16 protein-coding genes and 2 pseudogenes are annotated in these 24,494 nt (G+C 44.9%); 12 read left to right on the forward strand and 6 right to left on the reverse strand.

Annotation, left to right across the window (positions count from 1 at the left end; genetic code table 11):
* Positions 1–80 precede the first annotated feature (80 nt).
* Both BSHG_RS23215 and BSHG_RS0220035 read left to right on the forward strand, forming a co-directional pair.
* A pseudogene (locus BSHG_RS23215) lies at positions 81–214 on the forward strand (SH3 beta-barrel fold-containing protein); the annotation flags it as partial.
* Between the two features lie 24 nt (positions 215–238).
* Positions 239–1,076: pseudogene (locus BSHG_RS0220035) on the forward strand (DUF4373 domain-containing protein).
* 341 nt (positions 1,077–1,417) lie between these two features.
* Here BSHG_RS0220035 and BSHG_RS0220040 read toward each other — a convergent pair.
* Both BSHG_RS0220040 and BSHG_RS17825 read right to left on the reverse strand, forming a co-directional pair.
* Positions 1,418–1,615, reverse strand: coding sequence for a hypothetical protein (locus BSHG_RS0220040; RefSeq protein WP_225481588.1), 198 nt, complete (start codon positions 1,613–1,615; stop codon positions 1,418–1,420).
* A gap of 223 nt (positions 1,616–1,838) precedes the next feature.
* The gene (locus tag BSHG_RS17825) at positions 1,839–2,888 is read right to left on the reverse strand and encodes a DUF2027 domain-containing protein (protein WP_008657613.1); all 1,050 of its coding nucleotides are present in this window, start codon (positions 2,886–2,888) and stop codon (positions 1,839–1,841) included.
* A gap of 80 nt (positions 2,889–2,968) precedes the next feature.
* Here BSHG_RS17825 and BSHG_RS17820 point away from each other — a divergent pair, with 80 nt between their 5' ends.
* On the forward strand, positions 2,969–4,189 hold the full coding sequence (locus BSHG_RS17820) for an S-adenosylmethionine:tRNA ribosyltransferase-isomerase (RefSeq protein WP_005790992.1): 1,221 nt from the start codon (positions 2,969–2,971) through the stop codon (positions 4,187–4,189).
* Positions 4,190–4,192: 3 nt separating this feature from the next.
* A complete protein-coding gene (locus BSHG_RS17815; RefSeq protein ID WP_008657615.1) occupies positions 4,193–4,723 on the forward strand; it encodes an NUDIX hydrolase in 531 nt (176 codons plus the stop codon).
* Positions 4,724–4,841: 118 nt separating this feature from the next.
* On the opposite strand, the gene BSHG_RS17810 is transcribed toward BSHG_RS17815, so the two are convergent.
* Both BSHG_RS17810 and BSHG_RS17805 read right to left on the reverse strand, forming a co-directional pair.
* Positions 4,842–5,384, reverse strand: a complete 543-nt coding sequence (locus BSHG_RS17810; RefSeq protein ID WP_008657616.1) for a glutathione peroxidase — start codon at positions 5,382–5,384, stop codon at positions 4,842–4,844.
* A 62-nt stretch (positions 5,385–5,446) separates the two neighbouring features.
* A complete protein-coding gene (locus tag BSHG_RS17805; RefSeq protein WP_008657617.1) occupies positions 5,447–7,792 on the reverse strand; it encodes a GH92 family glycosyl hydrolase in 2,346 nt (781 codons plus the stop codon).
* Between the two features lie 178 nt (positions 7,793–7,970).
* Here BSHG_RS17805 and BSHG_RS17800 point away from each other — a divergent pair, with 178 nt between their 5' ends.
* The 8 genes from BSHG_RS17800 (at position 7,971) to hydF (ending at position 20,244) form a co-directional block, all read left to right on the forward strand.
* A complete protein-coding gene (locus BSHG_RS17800; RefSeq protein ID WP_008657618.1) occupies positions 7,971–12,290 on the forward strand; it encodes a CusA/CzcA family heavy metal efflux RND transporter in 4,320 nt (1,439 codons plus the stop codon).
* Between the two features lie 21 nt (positions 12,291–12,311).
* Entirely contained in the window at positions 12,312–13,199 is an 888-nt protein-coding gene (locus BSHG_RS17795; protein WP_005791002.1) for an efflux RND transporter periplasmic adaptor subunit, read from the forward strand.
* Between the two features lie 28 nt (positions 13,200–13,227).
* Positions 13,228–14,289: a sensor histidine kinase gene (locus BSHG_RS17790; protein WP_005791004.1), complete on the forward strand. Its 1,062-nt coding sequence runs from the start codon at positions 13,228–13,230 to the stop codon at positions 14,287–14,289.
* Positions 14,286–15,065 carry a LytR/AlgR family response regulator transcription factor gene (locus tag BSHG_RS17785; protein ID WP_008657622.1) on the forward strand — a complete coding sequence of 260 codons (780 nt, stop codon included), beginning with the start codon at positions 14,286–14,288 and terminating at the stop codon, positions 15,063–15,065. The genes BSHG_RS17790 and BSHG_RS17785 overlap by 4 nt, the downstream gene beginning before the upstream one ends.
* A gap of 88 nt (positions 15,066–15,153) precedes the next feature.
* Positions 15,154–16,623, forward strand: coding sequence for a 4Fe-4S dicluster domain-containing protein (locus BSHG_RS17780; RefSeq protein ID WP_005798358.1), 1,470 nt, complete (start codon positions 15,154–15,156; stop codon positions 16,621–16,623).
* The gene (gene hydE / locus BSHG_RS17775) at positions 16,604–17,641 is read left to right on the forward strand and encodes a [FeFe] hydrogenase H-cluster radical SAM maturase HydE (protein ID WP_008657624.1); all 1,038 of its coding nucleotides are present in this window, start codon (positions 16,604–16,606) and stop codon (positions 17,639–17,641) included. The genes BSHG_RS17780 and hydE overlap by 20 nt, the downstream gene beginning before the upstream one ends.
* A 12-nt stretch (positions 17,642–17,653) precedes the next feature.
* Positions 17,654–19,072 (forward strand): [FeFe] hydrogenase H-cluster radical SAM maturase HydG, encoded by a 1,419-nt coding sequence (gene hydG / locus BSHG_RS17770; protein ID WP_005791012.1) that lies wholly within the window; start codon positions 17,654–17,656, stop codon positions 19,070–19,072.
* Positions 19,069–20,244 (forward strand): [FeFe] hydrogenase H-cluster maturation GTPase HydF, encoded by a 1,176-nt coding sequence (gene hydF, locus BSHG_RS17765; protein ID WP_005798360.1) that lies wholly within the window; start codon positions 19,069–19,071, stop codon positions 20,242–20,244. The genes hydG and hydF overlap by 4 nt, the downstream gene beginning before the upstream one ends.
* Positions 20,245–20,364: 120 nt before the next feature.
* Here the strand turns inward: hydF and BSHG_RS17760 are convergent, their stop codons facing one another.
* On the reverse strand, positions 20,365–21,561 hold the full coding sequence (locus tag BSHG_RS17760) for a 6-bladed beta-propeller (RefSeq protein ID WP_005817575.1): 1,197 nt from the start codon (positions 21,559–21,561) through the stop codon (positions 20,365–20,367).
* 419 nt (positions 21,562–21,980) lie between these two features.
* Positions 21,981–24,290, reverse strand: coding sequence for a beta-galactosidase (locus BSHG_RS17755; RefSeq protein WP_008657627.1), 2,310 nt, complete (start codon positions 24,288–24,290; stop codon positions 21,981–21,983).
* Positions 24,291–24,494 lie beyond the last annotated feature (204 nt).

A 24,494-nucleotide genomic window follows, 5' to 3' on the forward strand; every position in this document is an offset into this window, starting at 1 on the left:
TTACAACAGAATCAAGTTAATAAAAAGCGATTGTCTTACATAATAAATGTTTTTTATTATGAGGTTTAAAATTCTGACCTTATCAGAAGCAGAACGGAAACTTCAGGCTGGTGAAAGCGACACTGATTTACTATGAAGCGGAATTCCACAAGAAATACGATCCCATAAAATAGAAGGTCCTGTAGTCTATTGGAATGTAGATGAACAGCGATGAACGACATTCCAGGTGGAGAACTTTATGGAAGAGAACGCAATGGAAGTGATAGAGGCAAAATACGGAATAAAGGGCCCGGCAATCGTACTGAAGCTGCTTTGTAAAATATACAAGGAGAGATGCTACATACTTTGGGATGAGGAGCAGTGCCTGATCTTTGCCTACAAAGTAGAAAGGGAAGTGCAAACTGGGGAGGTACAGGGAATTATCGTAATTCTCTTTATCAAAGGAATACTGGACAGAAGCAGTTGTCAGGAAAACGGAATACTGACCTCGGAAAACATACAGAAGGTATGGATGGAGGCAACAAAGCGGAGAAAGAAAGAGCTGTCGAAACTCCCCTACCTGATGGTGAAAACGGAAAAGGAAAACGGCAAACCGGACAATACATCCGCACAACAGGAAATAGAACAACCCAAGCCGCTTAAAGAAGGAAAAGTAGCTGTCGGCACAGGAAATGTAGCCGTTAGCCTGGGAAATGTAGTACGTCATGTAGCCGTTAACTCAATGCATGCAATTCCAGACAAAGTAAAGTAAAGAAAAGTAGAGCAAAGGAAAATAAAGAATTACCCCCTCAGCTCCCCCTGAGGGGAAGGGGGAAGAAAGGATGGAGGATTCTGCTTCTCTACCGATACCGGGATACGCCTTCAATACGATGACACACAATTATCCGGGACTGAAGGATACGCTCCAAAGATTGGGAATTAACGAGGTAAGTGAAGTAAATGCCATTCTCAGACTGTCGGACTATGGAGGAAAGGGAACGACGGTGTGGCGGCTGATTACCAACACTTGTTGGAGTGACATAGTGTCAAAAGGAAGGTATCTGATAGCGGCACTGAACAAGGCAAAAAGGAAATAAACGGATAGGGTAAGTTCCCTGTGTATAGTTGACAAAAAAGCAAGTATATCGGCTCTAACCTGAGAGACCTTCAGTGAAGCTAAAAAATAAAAATCAAACTTAACAAGCTAAAATACAAGCTATTCAAAGTTCAAAACATCTGTCAGTAAAAACTTGTTTTAACACAGTGTTAAAGCTTGTTCTTTGGATGCAAATAACAAGTGTTTTAAATGCAAAAGATTTGTTATTTGCACACAAGAATAAAATGAACGGAAATTGACGTTAACATTGTTAAACAGCCGGTTTTCCCATATAATTTAGCTCAACAATACTCCCTCTTAAACCAAAGTTCGAATACAGGATCAGAAAACACATACAGTTCCCCCCTCCTTCTCAATAAAATCACGCTCGGTCAGCATGCGTTTGTTGCGGGTGATGGTTTGCGCGCTTCCCAATTCATATTTCCGCACTACAGGAATAGAATTGAAACGGTATTCACCATTGGCTACGACACGCAACATGGCTGTTTGCACAGCGGTCAGATTTTCAGTATCATTCATGCACATAGGCATATCGGTATCTATCAATTGCCGGGTACGCATTTCAATGGTTTCCGAACCTGTTCATCTTCATGCATCAATTCGTCCATCGCTACTTTGACAAGTGAAGACTTTCCCCAACGACGTGGAGAGATGAGAACAAAGACACAAATTATACATCAACGTATAATACATCGATGTATAATTTTAAAGATTATCTATTTCAAAAACAGGCATAGAAGCATCATTTAATGGTCACCATGGTTGCTCCGAAGCCATATTCCTGAAATGAAGCATCCTGATAGCGGCAATTACTATATTTTCGCTTTAATTCATCAATCAATGCTTTACGAAGCACTCCGTCACCTTTGCCATGAATGAAAACTATTTTTTGTTCACGTTTGGCTTTGTACTTCTCCATCACTTCACGGAATTTATCCAACTGATAATTCAGTATCTCGGCATTCCCCATGCCACGTGTGTCATCCAGCAATTCGTTGATGTGCAAGTCTATCTCAAGAATTTCATTCTTTCCGCCACGTTTCACAATCGGTTGTGACTTAGGCTTATCCACTTCCTTCTTCTGGATCAATACAGACTGCAGTTCCTCAGCCGAAACAAATACCTGACGGGTAGGAACATCGTCTTTCACAATATCATAAACCAAAGCCGGCTGTTCAAAGAAGTCCGACTCACGGAATGTATGCAGTTTATAGAACTTCACCGTATCGATACGCAACTCCACACAAACCGCAGGTTTCAAAGGCGCTGTCCGTCCATCTTTAAAAGCAATGAACTGAACGGCCACATGCTCCATTTCATTCAGCATATCCTTAGTAAACTCTTCCAGCAAAAGCTTCGTATTGGGTTCCACCAGTCCATGCGAACGGGTTTTCCAGGCCTTTCCTTCGGCACTCTGATACGTATAATACAAATAATAATTGCTGTCATTTACCAAATAAGCCTCAAACGAAGTACTGCTAATAGCTTTCACGTCTTCGGGCACATAAGCCAGAAAAACATTTAAAACATCACCACCCCGCACTTCGGCCGAACGAACTACCGGAATCTCAGGCTTTACCGGTTTGACGGGTTCTTCGGGTTTCTTTGGTGCAGGAGCAACCTTCCGGGTCATATTATAATCATCCGTATCGATCACCACACACTCGCGTATCTGCATCGGGATATCAAATCCATCAGCATCTTCCACCAATACAATATCTTTTCCCCGGAATCCTTTTACGATTCCTCCGCCCACCTCACTGAGGAAGCGCACTTTATCACCTATTTTCATTGTTCTGTTTACAATTTACCATTTACAATCTACAAATTAAGGCAAATATAACTACTTTTGTCGTCGCAAAGAAAGAAATGATGAAAGAAAACCCGAAACATATCCGTATTAGCGAATACAATTATCCATTGCCGGATGAACGCATCGCTAAATTCCCGTTGCCTGTGCGCGACCAGTCTAAGTTACTCATTTATCGTCATGGCGAGGTCAGTGAAGATGTATTTACCTCTCTACCGGAATATTTGCCAGCCGGAAGCCTGATGATATTCAACAACACCAAAGTGATTCAGGCACGGCTCCATTTCCGCAAAGAGACAGGAGCACTCATCGAGGTATTTTGCCTGGAGCCCATTCAACCCAATGACTACGTACTCAACTTTCAGCAAACGGAACATGCCGCCTGGCTTTGCATGGTAGGCAATCTGAAAAAGTGGAAAGACGGTCCGCTATGTCGTGAAATGACTGTAAAAGGATTCCCGATCACTTTGACCGCCACCCGCGGTGAATGTCGTGGCACCAGTCATTGGATCGATTTCCGGTGGGACAATCCGGAAGTAACATTTGCCGATATTCTCGAAGTGTTCGGTGAGCTACCTATCCCTCCCTACCTCAACCGGGATACGGAAGAAAGTGATAAGGAGACCTATCAGACAGTCTATTCAAAAATAAAAGGCTCGGTGGCCGCTCCTACAGCAGGTTTACATTTCACCCCTCGTGTACTGGATGCCCTGACCGAAAAAGGGATCGACCTCGAGGAACTGACTCTCCATGTTGGCGCCGGTACTTTTAAACCGGTAAAAAGTGAAGAGATAGAGGGGCACGAAATGCATACGGAATATATATCCGTATCACGCAGTATTATCAAAAAGCTGATAGACCACGACGCTTGTGCCATTGCCGTAGGAACAACTTCTGTGCGTACCCTTGAAAGCCTCTACCACATCGGCGTAACACTGGCTAACAATCCGGAAGCTACAGAAGAGCAATTGCACGTAAAGCAGTGGCAACCTTACGAAACGGAATGTGATGTTCGCCCCGTAGTAGCCTTACAGAAAATATTAGGTTATCTCGACCGACATGGAATGGAGGCACTGCATACCAGCACACAGATCATTATTGCTCCAGGATATGACTATAAGATAGTCAAGGCAATGGTTACCAATTTTCATCAGCCACAGAGCACTCTGCTATTATTGGTTTCGGCATTTGTGAAAGGCAACTGGCATACCATTTATGATTATGCACTCGGACACGATTTCCGCTTTCTGAGTTATGGAGATTCATCTTTATTAATACCTTAAAACATGCAAAGCGATAATAATCAGGAAATGTTCCCCATCGTAGACGAACAGGGAACTATTACAGGAGCTGCTACACGCGGCGAATGTCATAGCGGAAGCAAGCTATTGCATCCGGTTGTCCATCTGCACGTATTCAACTCAAAAGGTGAACTTTACTTGCAGAAGCGCCCTGAATGGAAAGATATACAGCCGGGCAAATGGGATACTTCCGTAGGCGGACACATCGATCTGGGAGAGAGTGTAGAAATAGCTTTAAAGAGAGAGGTCGCCGAAGAGCTGGGTATCACAGACTTCACACCGGAACTCCTGACAAGCTATGTCTTTGAGTCTGCCCGTGAACGGGAATTAGTCTTTGTGCATAAAACGGTGTACGACGGAGAAATACATCCCAGCGATGAATTAGATGGCGGACGTTTCTGGAGTTATGAAGAAATCAAAACGAATTTAGGAAAGGGTGTCTTCACACCGAACTTTGAAAGTGAAATAGATAAAGTAGAAATTTTCTCTTCTACTTCCCAAAAAGAGGCTGTGTAGAGACACTTATCACCACGGAACACAGAGTAACACAGAGTCTTTTTTTGTTAATAATCAACAATTTAAAATTGCCACTGTGTTACTCTGTATCTTCTGTGGTGAGTTTTAACACCTTAAATTACTTTTCTTCTATCCAACTGATTATCGTCTCTGAAAAAGGACTCTCTTTGGGAGCTACAAAACCAACCCAATTTCCATTCTCATCAATCATAAACTTCTGAAAATTCCACTGTACCGGCGCATCTTGCTTTCCGTTCAGCTTCTTCTCTGTCAACCAGTGGTAAAGCGGAGCCATATCTTTACCCTTTACCGATATCTTGGCCATTATCGGGAAGGTAACATCATAGTTCACCGAACAAAATTTGGCGATCTCTTCGTTTGTCCCCGGCTCTTGTCCCATGAAGTCATTGGCAGGAAAGCCGATAATCACAAAATTCTGATCTTTATACTGATCATACAACTCCTGCAACTCTGCATATTGCGGAGTCAGTCCACACTTGGAGGCGACATTCACTACCAGCACCTTCTTACCTTTCAGACCTGACAGTGGATACTCTTTGCCATCTATGGTCTTCACTGTGAAGTCATAGAATGATTTATTCTGAGCAGCCATCGACAGTGAAAGTACCAAGGCTGCTACGAAAGAAAAAAATGCTTTCATATCTTATTATTTGGTTTATCAAATAATTAACAAGCAGCCCCGGCAGAATGTTTGAAAGCAGCCTACTCTTCAGACATGGAATAAGGTTTAGCTTCTTTGGCAAGCCCCCTCTTTTTATTCGGAGAAGCAGCCATATCAAACTCAAGTGTTCCTCCCGCCAAAAGGTCGGCATGAGTAATATACATCTTATCATAAACCTTTCCGTTCAGCTTCACCTGCCGGACATAGCAATTACGATCGCTCACCTTTGGCGCTTTTATTTCGAAAGTGTGGCCATTGGGCAGATTCATACGGATATACGGCAGATAAGGTGCTCCCAATACATATTGGTCAGTACCCGGGCAAACCGGATAAAATCCCATTGCCGTAAAAAGATACCAGGCAGACATCTGGCCGCAATCGTCATTGCCGCCCAGGCCGTCAATATCATTTTTATACATCCGGTTCATGACCGTCCGCAGCCAGTATTGCGTCTTCCAGGGTTGGGAAGTCCAAGCATACAGATACGGAATGTGATGACTGGGCTCATTGCCATGTACATACCCTCCCACCAAACTTACTTCAGCAATATCTTCATTCTTTTCGTAATATTTGCGGGGAAGTGCCATTGAGAACAGTGTATCCAACCGACTGACAAACTTCTTCTCACCTCCCATCAAACGAATCAATCCGGCCACATCATGGGGCACGTGGAAAGAGAAATTCCATGAATTTCCCTCTATAAATCCTTCCCCGTAAGTCTGCATTGCATCAAATTCCTTCCTGAACTCTCCGTTGCTATAACGGGGACGGGCAAAACCAACCGAAGTGTCGAAAACATTCCGGTAATTATTCGCCCTTTTCTTATAAAGATCGGCCAACTGGTCGTCTCCCGCCAACAGAGCCGTCCGGTAAATAGTCCAATCGTCATAGGCATATTCCAATGTAGTGGAAGCAGCCGTCCCACTTTGATCGAAAGGTACATAACCCAATCTTTTATAAGCTTCAACTCCTTCGTAATAAGGAACATTAGCTGTATGATCCATTGCCATCAAAGCCTCCCCGACAGATATATCCGCTCCTTTGGCAACCGCATCAGCCAAAGCAGACACTGCATGATAACCGCTCATACACCAGCCTTCATTGCCCATCAGGCTCCAAACCGGCAACATGCCATGTACACTTTGCTGCTGATGACGGATCATAGACTGCACCATGTCCGTATTCTGCCGGGGTTTTAGCAAGTTCAAGAAAGGGTGCTCCGCACGATATGTATCCCATAATGAGAAGATAGTATAATTGGTAAATCCTTCGGAAGTATGGATATTATGATCGAGTCCACGATACCGACCGTCTACATCCATATAAACGGACGGATTAATCATGGTATGATACAATGAAGTATAAAACATGGCCAACTGATCGGGAGTTCCTTTGGCTTCGAGTACATCCAACTCACGATTCCATGCAGAATTTGCCTCGGCAACCAATTGATTGAAAGTTTTTCCGGCAGCCTCTGCCTGTAAATTCTTTACTGCACCTTCTGTGCTCACAGCCGAAAGAGCGACTTTTATCACTAGCTCCGGATTCTGCCGGGTATCGAAATTAAAGTAAGCCACCAGCTTCCGACCGGTCATTTCCGGAAAATTACGGTCGGTATTAAACCGTCGCCAAAAACCTTTATACAGAGCTTTCCCTTTATCCGTATACCCATAATCCTTGATGGGCTGAGACAAAGAGATGGCAAAATATGTATAATTGGTACGTGCCCATCCGTTCGTTATACGATAGCCCGTCAGTAATGTGTCATTTTCCACACGTAAATTAGCCCATAGAGTTTTTCCATCATAGTTGTAGATTCCGTGTATCAGGTCAAGGATGATGTGCCCGTCCGCATTATCGGGAAAAATATATTTATGTATTCCTACCCGTTGAGTAGCTGTCAGTTGTGCCTTTATGCCATAATCAGCAAGCTCCACTTCATAATACCCCGGACGAGCAACCTCTGTGTCATGACTGAAACGGGAGCGGTATCCCTCGTCAGGAGTACCGGCTCTTCCGGGATTCAACTTCAGTTGACCTGTGGCGGGCATAATCAAAATATCACCCAGATCCGAATGTCCCGTACCACTCAGATGGGTATGGCTGAATCCCACAATTGTCGGATCATGATACTGATATCCGGCACAATATTCATACGCATTTTTTTGATAAGTTCCATCTATGTTGTGAGGAATCGTATCTGTATCCGGACTTAACTGTACAAGTCCGAACGGAGCACAAGCACCGGGAAATGTATGCCCCATACCATTGGTTCCGATGATCGGGTTGACAAATGCACATACATCCGGCACTTCTGCCGTCTGCTGGGCCATCACTGTCGTAAATGCCGGAAGGAATGCCAACAAGGAAAGTACTTTTTTCTTCATAATCTTATCTTTGTGATGTGTTGTTGATATGCAAAGATAGTTTTTTTCAGCTATTCCAATTCACTTCATCTCCACATTTTGACATTTCACCAGTCAATCTTTCCAACTCACAGTTTTCTGTTAACAATAAATATCCCGGCAACTTACCTTTGTACCGACATTCAAACACTTAAAGACTATGTTTAAAGCCATTGTACGTTTTTCCATAAAAAAGAAATTATTTGTAGGACTTACTACACTCTTCCTTCTTATCGGAGGCATATATGCAATGTTGACTCTGCCGATCGATGCCGTACCGGACATCACCAACAATCAGGTACAGATCGTAACAGTCTCTCCCACACTTGCCCCTCAGGAAGTAGAACAATTAATCACGATGCCCATCGAAATTGCCATGAGCAATATCATGAACGTGGAAGATATTCGTTCGGTAAGTCGCTTCGGATTGTCGGTGGTAACAGTCGTATTTAAAGAAAGCGTACCGACCCTCGATGCCCGACAGTTAATTAACGAACAGATTCAATCGGTAGCCGGAGAAATTCCACCGGAGCTGGGCATGCCGGAAATGATGCCCATCACTACCGGATTGGGAGAAATCTATCAGTACATCCTGAAAGTAGAACCCGGCTACGAAGATAAATATGACGCCATGGAACTACGCACCATTCAAGACTGGATGGTGAAACGTCAGTTATCCGGTATACCGGGTATTGTAGAAATCAACAGTTTTGGCGGCTATCTGAAGCAATATGAAGTAGCCGTTGACCCGGATGCCCTTTTTTCATTGAACATCACCATCGGTGAAGTATTCGAGGCGCTGAGTAAAAACAACCAGAACACCGGAGGGAGCTACATCGAAAAAGCCAAAAACGCTTATTACATCCGTTCGGAGGGCATGATCAGCCGCACTAAAGATATCGAGCAGATTGTGGTTGCCAACCGCAACGGCATCCCGGTACACATCAGCGATGTGGGCATTGTCCGTTTTGGAGCACCCAAACGTTTTGGAGCAATGACCAAAGACGGAAAAGGCGAATGTGTGGGAGGTATCGCCATGATGTTGAAAGGGGCCAATGCCAATGTAGTCACACAAGAGCTGGAAAAACGGGTAGAAAAGATACAGAAACTATTACCCGAAGGAGTAAGCATAGAGCCGTATCTGAACCGCTCGGAACTGGTAAACCGGAATATCTCTACCGTAGTGCACAACCTGATTGAAGGAGCTATTATCGTATTTGTGGTACTTATCATCTTTTTGGGCAACATACGTGCCGGACTTATCGTAGCTTCAGTCATTCCGCTGGCTATGCTGTTCGCATTCATCCTTATGCGTATTTTCGGAGTGACAGCCAACCTGATGAGCCTCGGCGCTATTGATTTCGGTATCGTAGTAGACGGTTCCATCGTGATAGTAGAAGGCATACTTGCCCACCTATACAGCAATAAACTGAAAGGACGCACTTTATCGGGAACCGAAATGGACGAAGAAGTGGAGAAAGGTGCTTCGGGTGTAGTACGTTCGGCTACATTCGCCGTATTCATCATCCTGATCGTATTCTTCCCTATACTGACACTGAGCGGAATCGAAGGAAAATATTTCACTCCGATGGCAAAGACATTGGTATTCTGCATTATCGGCGCACTGCTTCTCTCCCTGACTTATGTACCCATGATGGCTTCTCTTTTTTTAAAACACACCATTATGGTAAAACCTACATTTGCGGACCGTTTCTTTGAAAAACTCAATGTCATATATCAACGGTGCCTGCATTTCTGCCTCCGCTTCAAATGGCAAACAGTTACCGTGGCCTTCGCTACTTTAATTGGTTCTTTTCTGCTTTTCGGACGACTGGGAGCTGAATTTATCCCTACTTTGGACGAAGGGGACTTTGCCATGCAAATGACATTACCGGCCGGCAGCTCACTTTCGGAGAGCATCGAAGTTTCCAATCAGGCCGAAAAATTATTGATGGACCGGTTCCCGGAAATCAAACATGTCGTCGCCAAGATAGGTACAGCCGAGGTACCCACCGATCCAATGGCAGTAGAAGATGCCGATGTAATGATTGTGATGAAACCCTTTAAAGAGTGGACCTCTGCATCGAGCCGGGCGGAAATGGTAGAAAAAATGAAAGAAGCCCTCCAGCCCCTGGAAAATCGTGCAGAGTTCAACTTCTCACAACCCATTCAGTTACGTTTCAATGAACTGATGACCGGAGCCAAAGCCGATATAGCTGTCAAGTTATATGGTGAGGATACTCACGAACTTTACGCAAAGGCGAAAGAAGCCGCCCGCTTCGTCGAACAAGTTGCCGGGGCTTCCGATGTCATTGTCGAACAGACTATGGGACTGCCCCAACTGGTAGTGAAATACAACCGCGGAAAAATAGCCCGATACGGCATTAATATCGAAGAATTGAATACAATGATCCGCACAGCCTATGCAGGTGAAGTAAGTGGCGTCGTATTCGAAAATGAAAGAAGATTCGATTTAGTAGTACGCCTTAATCAGGAAAAAGTGGCGGACCTCAACCTCGACAAGCTCTTCATACGCACTTCGGAAGGCATACAGATTCCTGTCAGCGAAGTGGCAAGCATCGACTTGGTGAACGGACCGCTCCAGATTAACCGCGACGCCACCAAACGCCGCATCGTAATCGGAGTCAACGTACGTGATGCCGATATTCAGCAGGTAGTATCAGAAATACAACAGATACTGGATAAGAATATCAAGTTACAACCCGGATATTACTTTGAATACGGAGGACAATTTGAAAATTTACAGAATGCCATCCGTACACTAACCATTGTAATACCGGTAGCCTTGATGCTGATTCTGCTGATTCTGTTCTTCGCCTTCAAGAATGTGACCTATACACTGATGGTATTCTCTACAGTACCATTATCACTGATAGGCGGCATTCTGGCACTCTGGTTACGCGGACTTCCGTTCAGTATCTCAGCAGGAGTAGGATTCATCGCTTTGTTTGGCGTAGCGGTACTAAATGGAATCCTGATGATCAATCACTTCAACGATTTAAGAAAACAAAATAAATATGCCATGACCACCAATCAGATTATAAAAAGAGGGACACCCCACCTGCTACGTCCGGTATTTCTCACCGGACTGGTAGCCTCACTGGGCTTCGTACCAATGGCCATCGCCACATCTGCCGGAGCAGAAGTACAACGCCCTCTGGCAACAGTTGTAATCGGAGGATTGATTCTATCCACTATATTAACGTTGATTATCCTTCCGGTCTTTTATAAAATAGTCAATGCGGCAAGTGCCGGTTGGAAACAGCCTAAGAGACGGTTGCATCTGTTCATCCTGCTACCGGCACTTCTGCTGAGTGCCACCGCCACGGCACAGGCCCCACAAACCGTCAGCCTAGAACAAGCGATAGAGATAGCCAAGCAAAACCACCCAAGACTGAAGATAGCCACAACGGCCATCCGGCAGGCACAAGCCGGACGGGGAGAAATTGTAGAAGCGACTCCCACCACATTCAACTATTCGTGGGGACAGTTGAATGGTGAAAATAAGAAAGACAAGGAAATGGCTTTCGAACAGAGTCTGGGTTCATTGTTGACGCCGTTTTACAAAAATGTACTTATCAACCGACAGGTACAAACAAGCACTTACTACCGCCAAATGGTCGAAAAGGAGATTACGGCAGAAGTAAAGCGCGCATGGGCCTATTATCAGTATGCCTCCGGGATGTCTTCACTCTATCACGACCAAGACCGGATGGCTGCCGAATTAAGGCGTATCGGTGAGTTGAGATACGAACAGGGAGAAATCACCTTATTGGAGAAAAACATGATGACTACACTGGCAGCCGATTTACACAATCGACTCTTCCAGGCACTAGAAGAGAAAAAAGTAGCTTTGGCCCGCTTTCAATGGAGTTGTTATGCAGATGACCCGATTACACCGAAAGATACGATAATGACACTCTTCCCCACCGATTGTGAGCAGAGAAGTACCTCCGAAGCCCATCTCGGATTCTTCAATAGCCAAGCTTCCGAAGCACGGGCAATCTTGAATGTAGAACGCAGCCGTTTCTTTCCGGAATTAAGTATCGGATACAGCCGCCAGGATATTTTGCCACTGAAAAATCTAAATGCCTGGATGGTGGGTGTATCCTTCCCGATCTACTTCCTGCCACAAAAAAGTCGGATCAAACAAGCGAAATTAGCAGTTTCGGCGGCACAAATACAGGCCGAAGCCAACATCCGAGAATTGAACAATAAAATAACAGAGTTGAGTGCTGCCTTGCGACGTTACGAAGAAAGTCTCCGGTTCTATACTTCGTCGGCACTCAAAGAGGCAGACGAACTGGTCAAAACAGCCAACTTACAATTACAACACAGCGAAACCGGTATTGCGGAATTTATCCAGTCGGTCAGTGCTGCCCGTGAAATACGCAAAGGCTATATCGAAACTATATATCAATACAACATAGCTTCTTTAGAATACGAACTTTATCAATAACCTATTGAAACATAAAAAAAAATGAAAAAAATATTTTATCCGGTCCTCTTATTGGTTCTTGCGGCATGCAAAAACCCTGAACAGACATCCGAAACCATAGTTCCGGCTCCTGCTATTGCCGACATCCCGACCGATACTGTTACGACCCAAGTAGACGGAATAACATCGGCTACTTCAAAGCCCAATCAAGTATCTTTCAACGGCACCATTGTATTGCCTCCCCAACGTCAAGCTACGGTGGCCCTCACTATGGGAGGAGTAGTGAAACACACCTCACTCTTACCAGGGCAACAAGTACGGCAAGGTGCCCTGCTGGCAACACTCGAGAATCCCGACTTCATCGCACTGCAACAAACCTATCTCGACAGCCATGCCCAAGCAGAATATCTGCAGGCCGAATATGAACGGCAAAAAACTCTCTCGACCGAACAAGCCGCTTCGCAAAAGAAGTTTCAACAGAGCAAAGCAGACTATCTGTCAATGAAAAGCAAGCTGGAAGCTACGGCAGCACAGCTTACCCTATTGGGCATCGTCCCGGAAGAGTTGCTGAAAAGCGGCATTCAGCCCTTGCTACAGGTAAAGGCTCCCATCAGTGGTTATATCAGCGATGTGGCGATGAATATCGGTAAATACATCCAACCGGGTGAAGCACTTTGTGAGGTCATCGACAAATCAGCCCCCCTGCTTTGCCTGACAACTTATGAAAAAGACCTGGCAGATATGAAAGTAGGTAGTCCCGTCCAGTTTCGGGTCAACGGTATGGGCAAAACAGTGTTCAAAGCTACCCTGGTCTCCATCGGTCAGAAGGTGGATGAAGTAAGTCGTTCGCTCGAAGTATATGCCCGTATCGATGATGTCAACCAACAGTTTCGTCCCGGCATGTATGTAACGGCGAGAATACAGAAATAATCCGGTGTATTGTCTTATCTTTGTCCCCATGAAACGAATCCGAGCTATATACAACGATAAATACCTCCTATCCACCCTCATCATCTCACTGGCAGTGGCGGTGCTTATCCATTTTCCCGAATCAGTCTCTCTTTTTGACGGATTTGAGAGTCATACCCTTTTTCCCGGGATGAAATTCGCTGATGTAGCCAACGAGATCCTCTTTACCTTTTTGTCATTGCTGATTCTGTTTGCAGTCAACACCCGACTGTTTCATTTCAATCAGACCTCAATGAAAATCACATGGCAAAAAATTATTCTCTCTTTTGTACTAACCTGGATATTAAGCAATTTCCTGGGACAATGCTTTGTATATTTGCACAAGACATTTGATATTCCCGCTATAGATGCCATGGTGCACCACTACCTGCATCCATTACGCGATTTCATTATGTCTAGCCTAGTGACCAGCAGTTGCTATATCATCTACCTGATCCGTCGCCAACAACAAGTAATTGTTGAAAACGAACAATTAAAGGCAGAAAACATACGCAACCAGTTCGAAGTGCTGAAAAACCAACTGAACCCACACATGCTTTTCAATTCGCTCAATACGCTGCGTTCGCTCGTTCGTGAAAATCAAGACCGGGCACAAGATTACATCCAGGAACTGTCACGCGTATTACGATACACATTGCAAGGCAACGAGTCGCAATGCGTCACTCTACGTGAAGAAATGGACTTTGTGTCAGCCTACATCTTTCTCCTTAAAATGCGTTTTGAAGATAATCTGCGATTCGAGATCAATATAACTCATAATTCCGAAGAGTATTTGCTTCCCCCCATGTCCATACAGATGCTGATTGAAAATGCCGTAAAGCATAATGAAATCAGCAACCGCCGTCCTCTTACCATCACAATCGCGACCGATTCGGAAGAAGGACTCCTGGTAAGCAATCCCATACAGTCTAAACTGACAGCTACAACCGGTACCGGCATTGGGCTGGTCAATCTCGACAAACGCTATCGCCTCTTGTTCCGACAAGAAATACAAATCACAGAAGACAGAAACTTCACCGTTCGTATACCCCTCATCCGGAAAGACCTATGAAAGCAACCATCATTGAAGACGAAAAAGCAGCGGTACGAAACCTGACTTCACTACTCGGCGAAGTCTGCCCGCAAATAGAAATCGTAACGGAACTCGACAGTATCGCCGATACCATCGAGTGGTTCACCGATCATTCAATGCCCGATCTGGTATTTATGGATATCCACCTGGCAGATGGGTCGGCATTTGAGATCTTTGAACACGTCCACATCACCTGCCCCATCATTTTCACTACTGCCTATGACGAATATGCCTTACGGGCTTTCAAAGTCAACAGTATCGATTATTTACTGAAACCTATCGGAAGACAGGATATAGAACAGGCATTAGAAAAACTGACCCTGTTCAGTTCCGGCAACTCCAAACCTACCGGTCCGGAAACAAACGAACTTGTGAACCTGATGCGTATGTTAAAAAAGCAGGAAAGCTATAAAACCCATTTCCTGATTCCGATAAAAGGCGATAAACTGCTCCCCGTTTCGGTTGATATGATCCTGTTGTTCTACATCAGAGATTGCCAGGTGAAAGCTGTTCTGACAGACGGAACGGAATATTCATTCCCACAAACCCTCGACGAATTGACCGAATGTCTGGACCCGACACTCTTTTTCCGGGTCAACCGCCAATATCTCCTTTCACGGGAAGCCATCAAGGATATAGACCTCTGGTTCAACAGTCGTCTTTCCATCAATCTTCGTCATTCGGTATCAGGAGAGAAGATTTTAGTTAGTAAAGCACGTGTAGCTGAATTTAAAGAGTGGTTCAGCGTTAAATAATTAAGGAATAAAAAACAAATATTAATGCACGCTTGCAGAATACTCCTACAAGCCGTATCTTTGTAACCCTAATTCTAAATACTCAAATATGGCTTTCACCAACAACGTAATGATTGTGCGCCACAAGTTGCTGGCTAAATTGGTAAATCTCTGGAAAGAGAACAAATTAACGAATGAAATTGACAGACTTCCCATTGAACTGAGCCCTCGCCGTTCACGCCCGCTCGGACGCTGCTGTATCCACAAAGAGCGTGCTGTATACAAATATAAACTTTTCCCGTTGTTGGGTTTCGATATGACAGACGAAACGGACGAGCTCACTCCACTTTCGGAATACGCACGCCAGGCGTTGGAACGTAAAAACAAACAGAAAGAAAATATACTCTGCGTCATCGATGAAGCTTGTTCATCTTGCGTACAGGTTAACTATGAGGTGACCAACCTCTGCCGTGGTTGTGTAGCCCGCAGTTGCTATATGAACTGCCCCAAGGATGCCATCCGTTTCCGAAAAAACGGACAGGCAAAGATTGACCACGACGCTTGTATCAGTTGCGGGAAGTGCCATCAAAGCTGTCCGTACCACGCCATCGTATTCATTCCGGTTCCTTGCGAAGAAGCCTGTCCCGTGAAAGCTATCAGCAAAGACGAGAACGGTATCGAACATATTGATGAGAGCAAATGTATCTACTGTGGCAAGTGCCTCAATGCTTGTCCTTTCGGAGCCATTTTCGAGATTTCCCAGGCTTTTGATGTCCTTGAAGGCATCCGTAGCGGTGAAAAGATGATAGCGATACCTGCTCCCTCTATACTCGGACAATTCAACACATCCATCGAAGCAGTATACGGAGCACTTCGCCAGATGGGATTTGCCGATGTAGTCGAAGTGGCGCAGGGAGCTATGGACACCGTAAGTCACGAAGCTGCCGAACTGAAAGAAAAGCTAGAGGAAGGACAGCCGTTTATGACAACCTCTTGCTGCCCGTCTTACATCGAATTAGTGAACAAGCACATACCGGGAATGAAGCCTTATGTTTCTTCTACGGGATCCCCGATGTATTATGCCGCCCGCATCGCCAAGGAACGCCACCCGGATGCAAAGATCGTGTTTATCGGCCCGTGTGTGGCCAAACGTAAAGAAGCCCGCCGCGATGAATGCGTGGACTACATACTTACTTTTGAGGAAATGGCTTCGATCTTTGAGGGACTGGACATCCAACTTGAACAGACACAGCCATTCTCAGTACTCTATACTTCGGTACGCGAGGCACACGGTTTTGCTCAGGCAGGTGGTGTAATGGGAGCTATTAAGGCCTACTTAGGCGAAGAGGCTAAGAAATTCTCCGCTATCCAGGTCTCGGACCTGAACAAGAAAAACATAGGCTTGCTGCGTGCTGCTGCCAAAACAGGCAAAGCACAAGGACAGTTCATTGAAGTCATGGCCTGCGAAGGCGGATGTATCAGCGGCCCCAGTGCCCATAATGACGCTATCGGTGGACGCCGGCAGTTGAACCAGGAACTGATAAAACGCCGTGAATCATATGAAGAAACTCATAGATAAATTAAGGGAGGAGCGCACCCTCACCTCCGAAGAGTTCGCACACCTGTTGTCGCACTATGATGATGAAGCCTTGGCATACATCAATCAGCAGGCACGGGAAGTAGCGACCGCACACTTCGGACAGGGAGTCTACATACGCGGACTGATCGAAATAAGTAATTATTGCCGGAATAACTGCAACTATTGCGGTATCCGGAAAGACAATTGGCGAGCCGATCGCTACCGACTCAGTAAGGAGATGATTTGGGATTGTTGCGAACATGGCTACAAACTCGGATTCCGCTCATTCGTTCTCCAGGGAGGCGAAGATCCGAAACGGTCGGACAATGATATGGAGGAGATCATTGCGGAAATCCGCCGGCGATATCCCGAATGTGCCATCACGCTGTCTATCGGTGAAAAACCGGCGAAAGCTTACGAACGCTATTTTATGAAAGGCGCCGATCGATATCTGTTACGCCACGAAACATTCAACAGAGGGCATTACTACTGTCTGCACCCCTATGAAATGTCCAACGAAAGACGTATCAAATGCCTTCAGGAACTCAAACGAATCGGTTTCCAGACCGGGACAGGCATCATGGTGGGACCCCCTCACCAAAGAGTGGAATTTCTGATAGAGGATATACGTTTTATTGAAAACTTCCAACCGGAAATGATTGGTATCGGACCTTTTATCCCCCATCAGCGAACCCCATTCTGTGACGAAAAAGCAGGCAGTGTAGAGCTGACCTTGTTACTGCTCTCTATCTTCAGGCTGATGCATCCCAAGGCACTGATCCCTTCGACAACTGCGTTGGCAAGCCTGGCACCGGACGGCAGAATACGGGGTATTCTTGCCGGCGCCAATGTGGTCATGCCCAATCTGTCGCCTATCATTGTAAGAAACAAATATAACCTGTACGACCAGAAAGTAGCTTTCGGTGCCGAAGCGGCCGAAGGACTGGCCTTATTGGAAAAGCAACTGACAGCGGTCGGATATCACATCGACTACAGCCGGGGAGATTATAACAACTAATCAACAAAAGACATGTATAAAGTAGATTCACCTGATGCTGTCGACTTTATTAACCATCAGGAAATTATTGAAACACTGGAGTATGCCCGCGCCCATCGGAATGACCGGGAACTTATCCGAAATTTAATAGAGAAAGCCCGCCTTTGTAAGGGGCTCACCCACCGGGAAGCCGCCATATTGCTGGAATGTGCTGAAGAAGATCTTACTAAAGAGATTTTTCATCTTGCCAAAGAGATCAAGCAAAAATTCTATGGCAACCGCATCGTCATGTTTGCTCCGCTTTACTTATCCAACTATTGTGTCAATGGTTGTGTGTACTGCCCGTATCATCTCAAAAATAAAACCATCATCCGCAAAAAGTTAACTCAGGAAGAGATATGCCGGGAAGTTATTGCCCTGCAAGATATGGGACACAAACGCCTGGCACTCGAAGCCGGTGAAGACCCTGTGCGTAACTCAATCGATTATATACTCGAATCAATCCGTACCATCTACAGTATCCATCATAAAAACGGAGCTATCCGCCGGGTAAACGTGAACATTGCCGCCACTACGGTAGAGAATTATCGCAAGCTGAAAGATGCAGGTATCGGTACATATATCCTCTTTCAAGAGACATATCATAAAGAGAATTACGAACAGCTGCATCCCACCGGACCTAAAAGCAACTATGCCTATCATACCGAGGCCATGGACCGTGCCATGCAAGGAGGAATCGATGATGTAGGCATGGGAGTCCTGTTCGGCCTGAATACATACCGCTATGATTTTGTAGGATTGCTGATGCATGCCGAACACTTGGAAGCCGTTTATGGCGTGGGACCGCATACGATAAGCGTTCCCCGCATCTGCTCGGCCGATGACATAAATGCCGAAGACTTTGAAAATGCCATCTCTGACGAGATCTTCCAAAAGATAGTAGCCGTTATTCGCATCAGCGTACCCTACACAGGCATGATTATTTCCACACGAGAATCGCAAAAGACCCGTGAAAAAGTGCTTGACTTAGGTATTTCGCAGATCAGCGGAGGATCACGGACCAGTGTAGGCGGTTATGCCGAAGCAGAAACTCCGGAAGAGAACTCCGCCCAATTCGATGTCAGCGACACCCGGACACTGGACGAAGTGGTCAACTGGTTACTGAAACTGGGCTATATTCCCAGCTTCTGTACAGCCTGTTATCGTGCCGGACGCACGGGTGACCGGTTTATGTCACTTGTCAAATCGGGACAAATAGCCAACTGCTGTTCCCCTAATGCACTGATAACCTTACAGGAATATCTGGAAGATTATGCCTCGGAAGAGACGAAAGCTCGCGGAGTAGCCATGATAAAGCAAGAAATGCAACATATCCCCAACCCTAAAATCCGAGAACGGGCTTTAGAAAACCTGAAGCAAATTGCGGCAGGAGAAAGGGACTTCAGGTTTTGAAAACGTCGCCCCGCTCCAATCGCCTGCACATTGCCTTGTTTGGTAAACGAAACAGTGGCAAGTCGTCATTGATCAATGCATTGACCAATCAAAACGCCGCTTTGGTATCGGACATCGCCGGTACCACTACCGACCCTGTATATCAACCGATGGAAATACATGGTATCGGTCCGTGTGTATTCATCGATACAGCCGGATTCGACGATGAAGGTGAACTGGGCTCCCTACGTATCGAACGAACCTTACAAGCTGCGGACAAAGCCGACATCGCACTGATGGTTTGTTGCGATACGGAACTTTCCGAAGAGCAACGATGGATAGAGTTACTGAAAGAGAGGAATATCCCCTACCTGTTGGTACTGAATAAAGCCGATCTGTTAGAGAAACCGGATGAAGTCGCCGATAAATTGGAACAACAGACAGGACAACACCCTTTAATTGTCAGTGCCAAAGAAAAAACGGGCATAGACTCAATCCGTCAGTCTATTCTTCATCGGTTACCGGAACTTAACGAGCAACCGGATATTGTGGGAGATTTGGCCAACGAAGGCGATGTGGTACTACTCGTGATGCCACAGGATATACAGGCCCCTAAAGGGCGACTTATCCTGCCACAAGTACAAACACTGCGCGAACTTCTTGACAAAAAATGCATCACCTTGAGCTGCACAACCGACCAGTTGGACAATGCCCTCAAAGTCTTGTCAGCTCCCCCCTCATTAATCATTACCGATTCGCAGGTTTTCAGAACCGTCTACGAAAAGAAACCGCCACAGAGCCGGCTAACCTCCTTCTCGGTATTATTTGCCCGCTACAAGGGAGACATTGACTACTATACCGAAGGAGCGTATATCATCGACCAACTGACAGAAAATTCCCGGGTCCTGATAGCCGAAGCCTGTACTCATGCTCCACTGTCCGAAGACATCGGCAGAGTGAAACTTCCACGAATGTTGCGCAAACGTATCGGAGAGAAACTGCATATCGACATTGTTTCCGGAAATGATTTTCCTAAGGACCTGAATTGCTACGACCTGATTATTCATTGCGGAGCCTGCATGTTCAATCGCAAACATGTCCTGAATCGGATAGTCAAAGCTAAAGCACAAGGTGTCCCAATGACTAACTATGGAATAGTTATCGCATATATCAATGGCATTCCTTTCCACTGACAACAAACGCCTTATGAGACACGATCGTATTTCATAAGGCGTTTATGCTCCTGTCATCTAATGAAACCAAAAACTTGAAATTTATTCAAAGAGTCTGATATAATAAAACAGTTAATAATATTATTTTATCTTATATATGATGAAAATCGGATTTTCATTGGCATTTCTTTTTTGCAATTCTTGTGGTACAGTAATTTGAGTTTGTTCTTTAAATGTTTCTATCTCATAAGGTGTAACAACCTGTACCAAATTATTTCCTAAGACACGTCCCCATACCGGGAACCGGTTATGCCCCTTACTACCTACCATACCTAACTGCATATTGATATCAGCCAAGTTATAAGCACTTGTCTCAGGGATATCACACTGCTCCACAACAGTTTCTCCACTGTGTTTATCCACCGAAGCCACATAATACTTCTCATTCAGCATCATGCGCAGATAAAAACGGCGAGGCGTCTCAAAAATATCACTTACAAAAATATCACCGTTAGCAGGGAATCTTTTAATATCGCGAATATTGAGCCCACGAATAACCTCTTCATCCGAATTGCTTAGACCGGCCACTAAAACAGGCTGTATGGTATCTGCCGACAAACGGTAAATGGTATCATTGCTAGCTGTTTTAAACAAGACTGACGCCTGCTTCCCATCCGAAGGTGAACCCATTACTCCAAAAGTAAAGCCTGAATCTTCACGGGGTACCAACGGCGAATAGAAATCGTTTTTGGTAATTATCGCCTCACCGCCCTCTTGAAATACCCCAATACCAAAACTACCGTTCTGAAACGGCATAAGAGGCATAGCGATGGCACCAATGCGCTTGTTACCAAGGTGATGAGCATAAATAATGGGAGAATTTACAGGCAGGTCTTCCACAAACGTGCCTTCCAATGTATATATGCCAACCTTATTGCCGATAACATAGAAACGATTATCAGCCTCATCAGCCTGTATAAAACCTATCATACCATTAAAGTCATCGGGACCTTGGCCTTGGCGAAGGAATGTACGTAAAAAGTGTCCTTGACGATCGAACAGTACGATACGGGCTTCCTTGCCCACCAATACATAAATGTATTTGCTTGTGATGGCAAAGTCTACCACACCGTCTATCAATGAGGCATCATCATTGGTCATTTCCAAAGGGATATATTCAACTGACTCTATCTCATCAGCAATAGACAAAGTTGCCGGCGAATTAAGTGCATCACGAACGGAAGCGGTTAACAGACCTGTTTGGTCGACTTGATTTAAATTACAAGATGCCAAAACAAAAACGCCAATGGCAACCATGAAAAAAGACTTTGTGTTCATCATGTTTTAAAGTTATATTTTGGTCAAAGATACAGAACATTTGTTATTTATCATTTCTTTTTCCGGATATTTTTCCATGAATCCACAAAACATATAAAGCTGAAATTCCTATATTTGTAATAAAAAAAAGATTACTGTCCAAAAGTATTATAACTAAAAAAATCTTTTACTTTTACTTATATTTCTCCGGAATCTTCCTCTCGATGATGGCATCAAATACCCGTGACAACTCTTTAATAACCAAAAAACATTTCTGTCACTTGAAAATTGGGTAATATAATTAGGCTGTGAATGTCAAATGATAACATTCACAGCCTATCACTATCCAACTAACTTTCAGTAGGATATATTACCTAAAATATATAGTTCCGGTTCTAATAAAACCGGCTATTCACTTTCTCTATAGAACAATACCTCTGTCAGTATTGAAAATCTTCCCCTTTGACGTACACCCGGTAATCTTTTATCATGCCGGGATATCCCTTTTCGGCACGGGGCAAATAGCGGAAACCGGTTACGGTATAGTCTCCACCCAGATCGATGACTAATTGATGAGGATAAGCATCTTTAGCCACCGTCATCCAGTAAGTGGATTCCTGAAGGTCGAACACTTTATCTCCCGTACAGTTACCGCTACGTGTCTCTTCGCTGTCGGCATAGCGTATTCTCCACTTTTCACGTGAAATTGGCTTACCGTCGGCACCCAGTACATCAAGTTCGGCGATGGCTGCTATCTTCTTTCCTTTTTGTGCCGAAAGGGCCTCAAGGCAGAAATAACGACCGATACTCTGACGATCAAAGCAAACTTCCTGCCATCCGTTGCCCGGAACAAACGTACCTTCGGCAACGGGAGTTTCCCGACTCAAGTCCAGTTGTTCACCCTCTTTGCGATGGGTAGAAGCCCCTTCATTGCGTAACCAATCCAAGATGGGCTTCTTCAGTCCGCGGATAGATGCTTTCTCAGGGCCTTTCAAATCAAGAACAATAATTTCATTTTCTCCCTCTTTGAGCCAACAACCGGGCATGAAGAGTGTCTGCTGCGGACCAATCTCCCAGAAACGTCCGATAGCAAGGCCATTAACCCATACCATACCTTTACCCCAAGTACTCATATCAAGGAACGTATCGCCAACTTTATCCAAACGGAAGGTAGTCCTATAATACGCAGGCATAGTCTGAGCTGTCCCATTTTTATATCTTTTATCTTGCACAAACGAATAATCCACCGGAAAACTATAAACCGTCCAATTCTTTAACTCTGCAGATTGCTTTCCACGGACAAGTTCTACTTTTTCAGTGATACCTTTGCGATCGTGAATCGACTCATCAAAGTTAACGCGTCCCATAGCTTCTACCAGGATGTCGATACGCGTTCCTTTCTTCAAAGCCGGCAGTTGCAAGACAAATTCACCACGACGACGGTCCAGACGAGCCAACAATTTACCATCGGCAAAAACTTGTGCCCAATCATGTACTTCTGTGATCTTCATCGTAGTGCCATTTTCGACAGGCTCCTGCAAAGTAGTCCGATACAAAATCGTTCCCCACCCCTGATCAAAAGCCTCCATCGGTTGTATATCCATACTCTCTTTAGCCTCGGGCAAATTGGAAAAGAGGGGAGCAATCTGAGTAAACTCCACTTCAGGTATCTCAATCACCGGAAAAGCTTCGGGAATCTCAGGCAATTGTTCTCCTGCAGGCAGATAATTTTTCAACAGATCACGAAGCTGGAAATATTTGTCCGTAGTCCATCCCGGCTCACTGATAGGCGCATCGTAATCGTAAGAACTACACATAGCGGAGTAAGACGGATTGTTGGCACCACCCCAATGCCCGAAAGTAGTACCTCCATGGGCCATATAGAGACTGAATGAAATATTACGGTCAAGCATATCTTTGATACCCTGCACCATGCTTTTGGCAGGACGGGTCTCATGCTTGCGTCCCCAATGATCAAACCATCCACTCCAGAACTCACTACACATTAATGGAGTCTCCGGACGAGCCTCTTTGAGACGCTTGAACTGCTGTTCAATGTTGGCTCCCGTACCAAAATTGATAGTCCAGAGCAAATCGTCCAATCCATTCCGATCAAAGGTACTGCTCCAGTCACATTGAAAAAGAGGAACTTCGGTAAACCCGGCACTTTTCACTATATCACGAATAGCCGAAATATAGGGTTTGTCAACTGCATAAGCACCATATTCATTTTCTACCTGCACCATGATAATGTTTCCTCCGCGAGTAATTTGCAAAGGTGCAAGCTGTTTTCCGACTTCTTTCATAAAGATTGCAGTGCGCTCCATAAAATAAGGATCGAGTGTACGAAGTACAATATCTTTCTTCTTCAGTAACCACCAAGGAAGTCCGCCCATCTCCCATTCGGCACAAACATAAGGACCCGGGCGTACAATCACATACATCCCATGCTTCTGAGCCAGGCGGCAAAAAGCGGCTATATCATTTTGTCCGGTAAAGTCAAACTGTCCCTCAGTCTGTTCATGGATGTTCCAAAATACATAAAGACAAATCGTATTCATCCCCAATGCCTTACACATCTCGATACGATGCTCCCAGTAAGGAGCCGGAATACGGGTATAATGCAACTCGGCAGCCTTAACCGTAAAAGGCTTGCCATTCAAAAGGAAAGTGCTCTTCCCGATTGTGAAATTTTGTGCTGCAACAGGCAATGAAAAAATCAAAATGAGAAGCAAAATCAGTTTTTTCATGTTCTTATTAAATTGTTTTGAGTTTTTGAGTCGTCTCACTAAAGTCTCCTTTCTTCAAAGAAAGACAGTGTTTCCGATATCCGACAAGGGTTTCTCCCATGATATTTCCGAAAACAGAAGGTACAAAGAAACGGGAAATATTATTTCGAAAAAATAGACTTTGTTAAAAAAAAGATGGATTATATTATGATAAAAAAAGGCTGC

This window comes from Bacteroides sp. 3_2_5 (assembly GCF_000159855.2).
Classification (GTDB): domain Bacteria; phylum Bacteroidota; class Bacteroidia; order Bacteroidales; family Bacteroidaceae; genus Bacteroides; species Bacteroides fragilis.

What these genes read in the sequence shown, in the direction of transcription:
- BSHG_RS0220040 (WP_225481588.1), bottom strand. Translation starts at nt 1,615, where the DNA reads ATGAATGATACTGAAAATCTGACCGCTGTGCAAACAGCCATGTTGCGT.
- BSHG_RS17825 (WP_008657613.1), bottom strand. Translation starts at nt 2,888, where the DNA reads ATGAAAATAGGTGATAAAGTGCGCTTCCTCAGTGAGGTGGGCGGAGGA.
- BSHG_RS17820 (WP_005790992.1), top strand. Translation starts at nt 2,969, where the DNA reads ATGAAAGAAAACCCGAAACATATCCGTATTAGCGAATACAATTATCCA.
- BSHG_RS17815 (WP_008657615.1), top strand. Translation starts at nt 4,193, where the DNA reads ATGCAAAGCGATAATAATCAGGAAATGTTCCCCATCGTAGACGAACAG.
- BSHG_RS17810 (WP_008657616.1), bottom strand. Translation starts at nt 5,384, where the DNA reads ATGAAAGCATTTTTTTCTTTCGTAGCAGCCTTGGTACTTTCACTGTCG.
- BSHG_RS17805 (WP_008657617.1), bottom strand. Translation starts at nt 7,792, where the DNA reads ATGAAGAAAAAAGTACTTTCCTTGTTGGCATTCCTTCCGGCATTTACG.
- BSHG_RS17800 (WP_008657618.1), top strand. Translation starts at nt 7,971, where the DNA reads ATGTTTAAAGCCATTGTACGTTTTTCCATAAAAAAGAAATTATTTGTA.
- BSHG_RS17795 (WP_005791002.1), top strand. Translation starts at nt 12,312, where the DNA reads ATGAAAAAAATATTTTATCCGGTCCTCTTATTGGTTCTTGCGGCATGC.
- BSHG_RS17790 (WP_005791004.1), top strand. Translation starts at nt 13,228, where the DNA reads ATGAAACGAATCCGAGCTATATACAACGATAAATACCTCCTATCCACC.
- BSHG_RS17785 (WP_008657622.1), top strand. Translation starts at nt 14,286, where the DNA reads ATGAAAGCAACCATCATTGAAGACGAAAAAGCAGCGGTACGAAACCTG.
- BSHG_RS17780 (WP_005798358.1), top strand. Translation starts at nt 15,154, where the DNA reads ATGGCTTTCACCAACAACGTAATGATTGTGCGCCACAAGTTGCTGGCT.
- hydE (WP_008657624.1), top strand. Translation starts at nt 16,604, where the DNA reads ATGAAGAAACTCATAGATAAATTAAGGGAGGAGCGCACCCTCACCTCC.
- hydG (WP_005791012.1), top strand. Translation starts at nt 17,654, where the DNA reads ATGTATAAAGTAGATTCACCTGATGCTGTCGACTTTATTAACCATCAG.
- BSHG_RS17760 (WP_005817575.1), bottom strand. Translation starts at nt 21,561, where the DNA reads ATGAACACAAAGTCTTTTTTCATGGTTGCCATTGGCGTTTTTGTTTTG.
- BSHG_RS17755 (WP_008657627.1), bottom strand. Translation starts at nt 24,290, where the DNA reads ATGAAAAAACTGATTTTGCTTCTCATTTTGATTTTTTCATTGCCTGTT.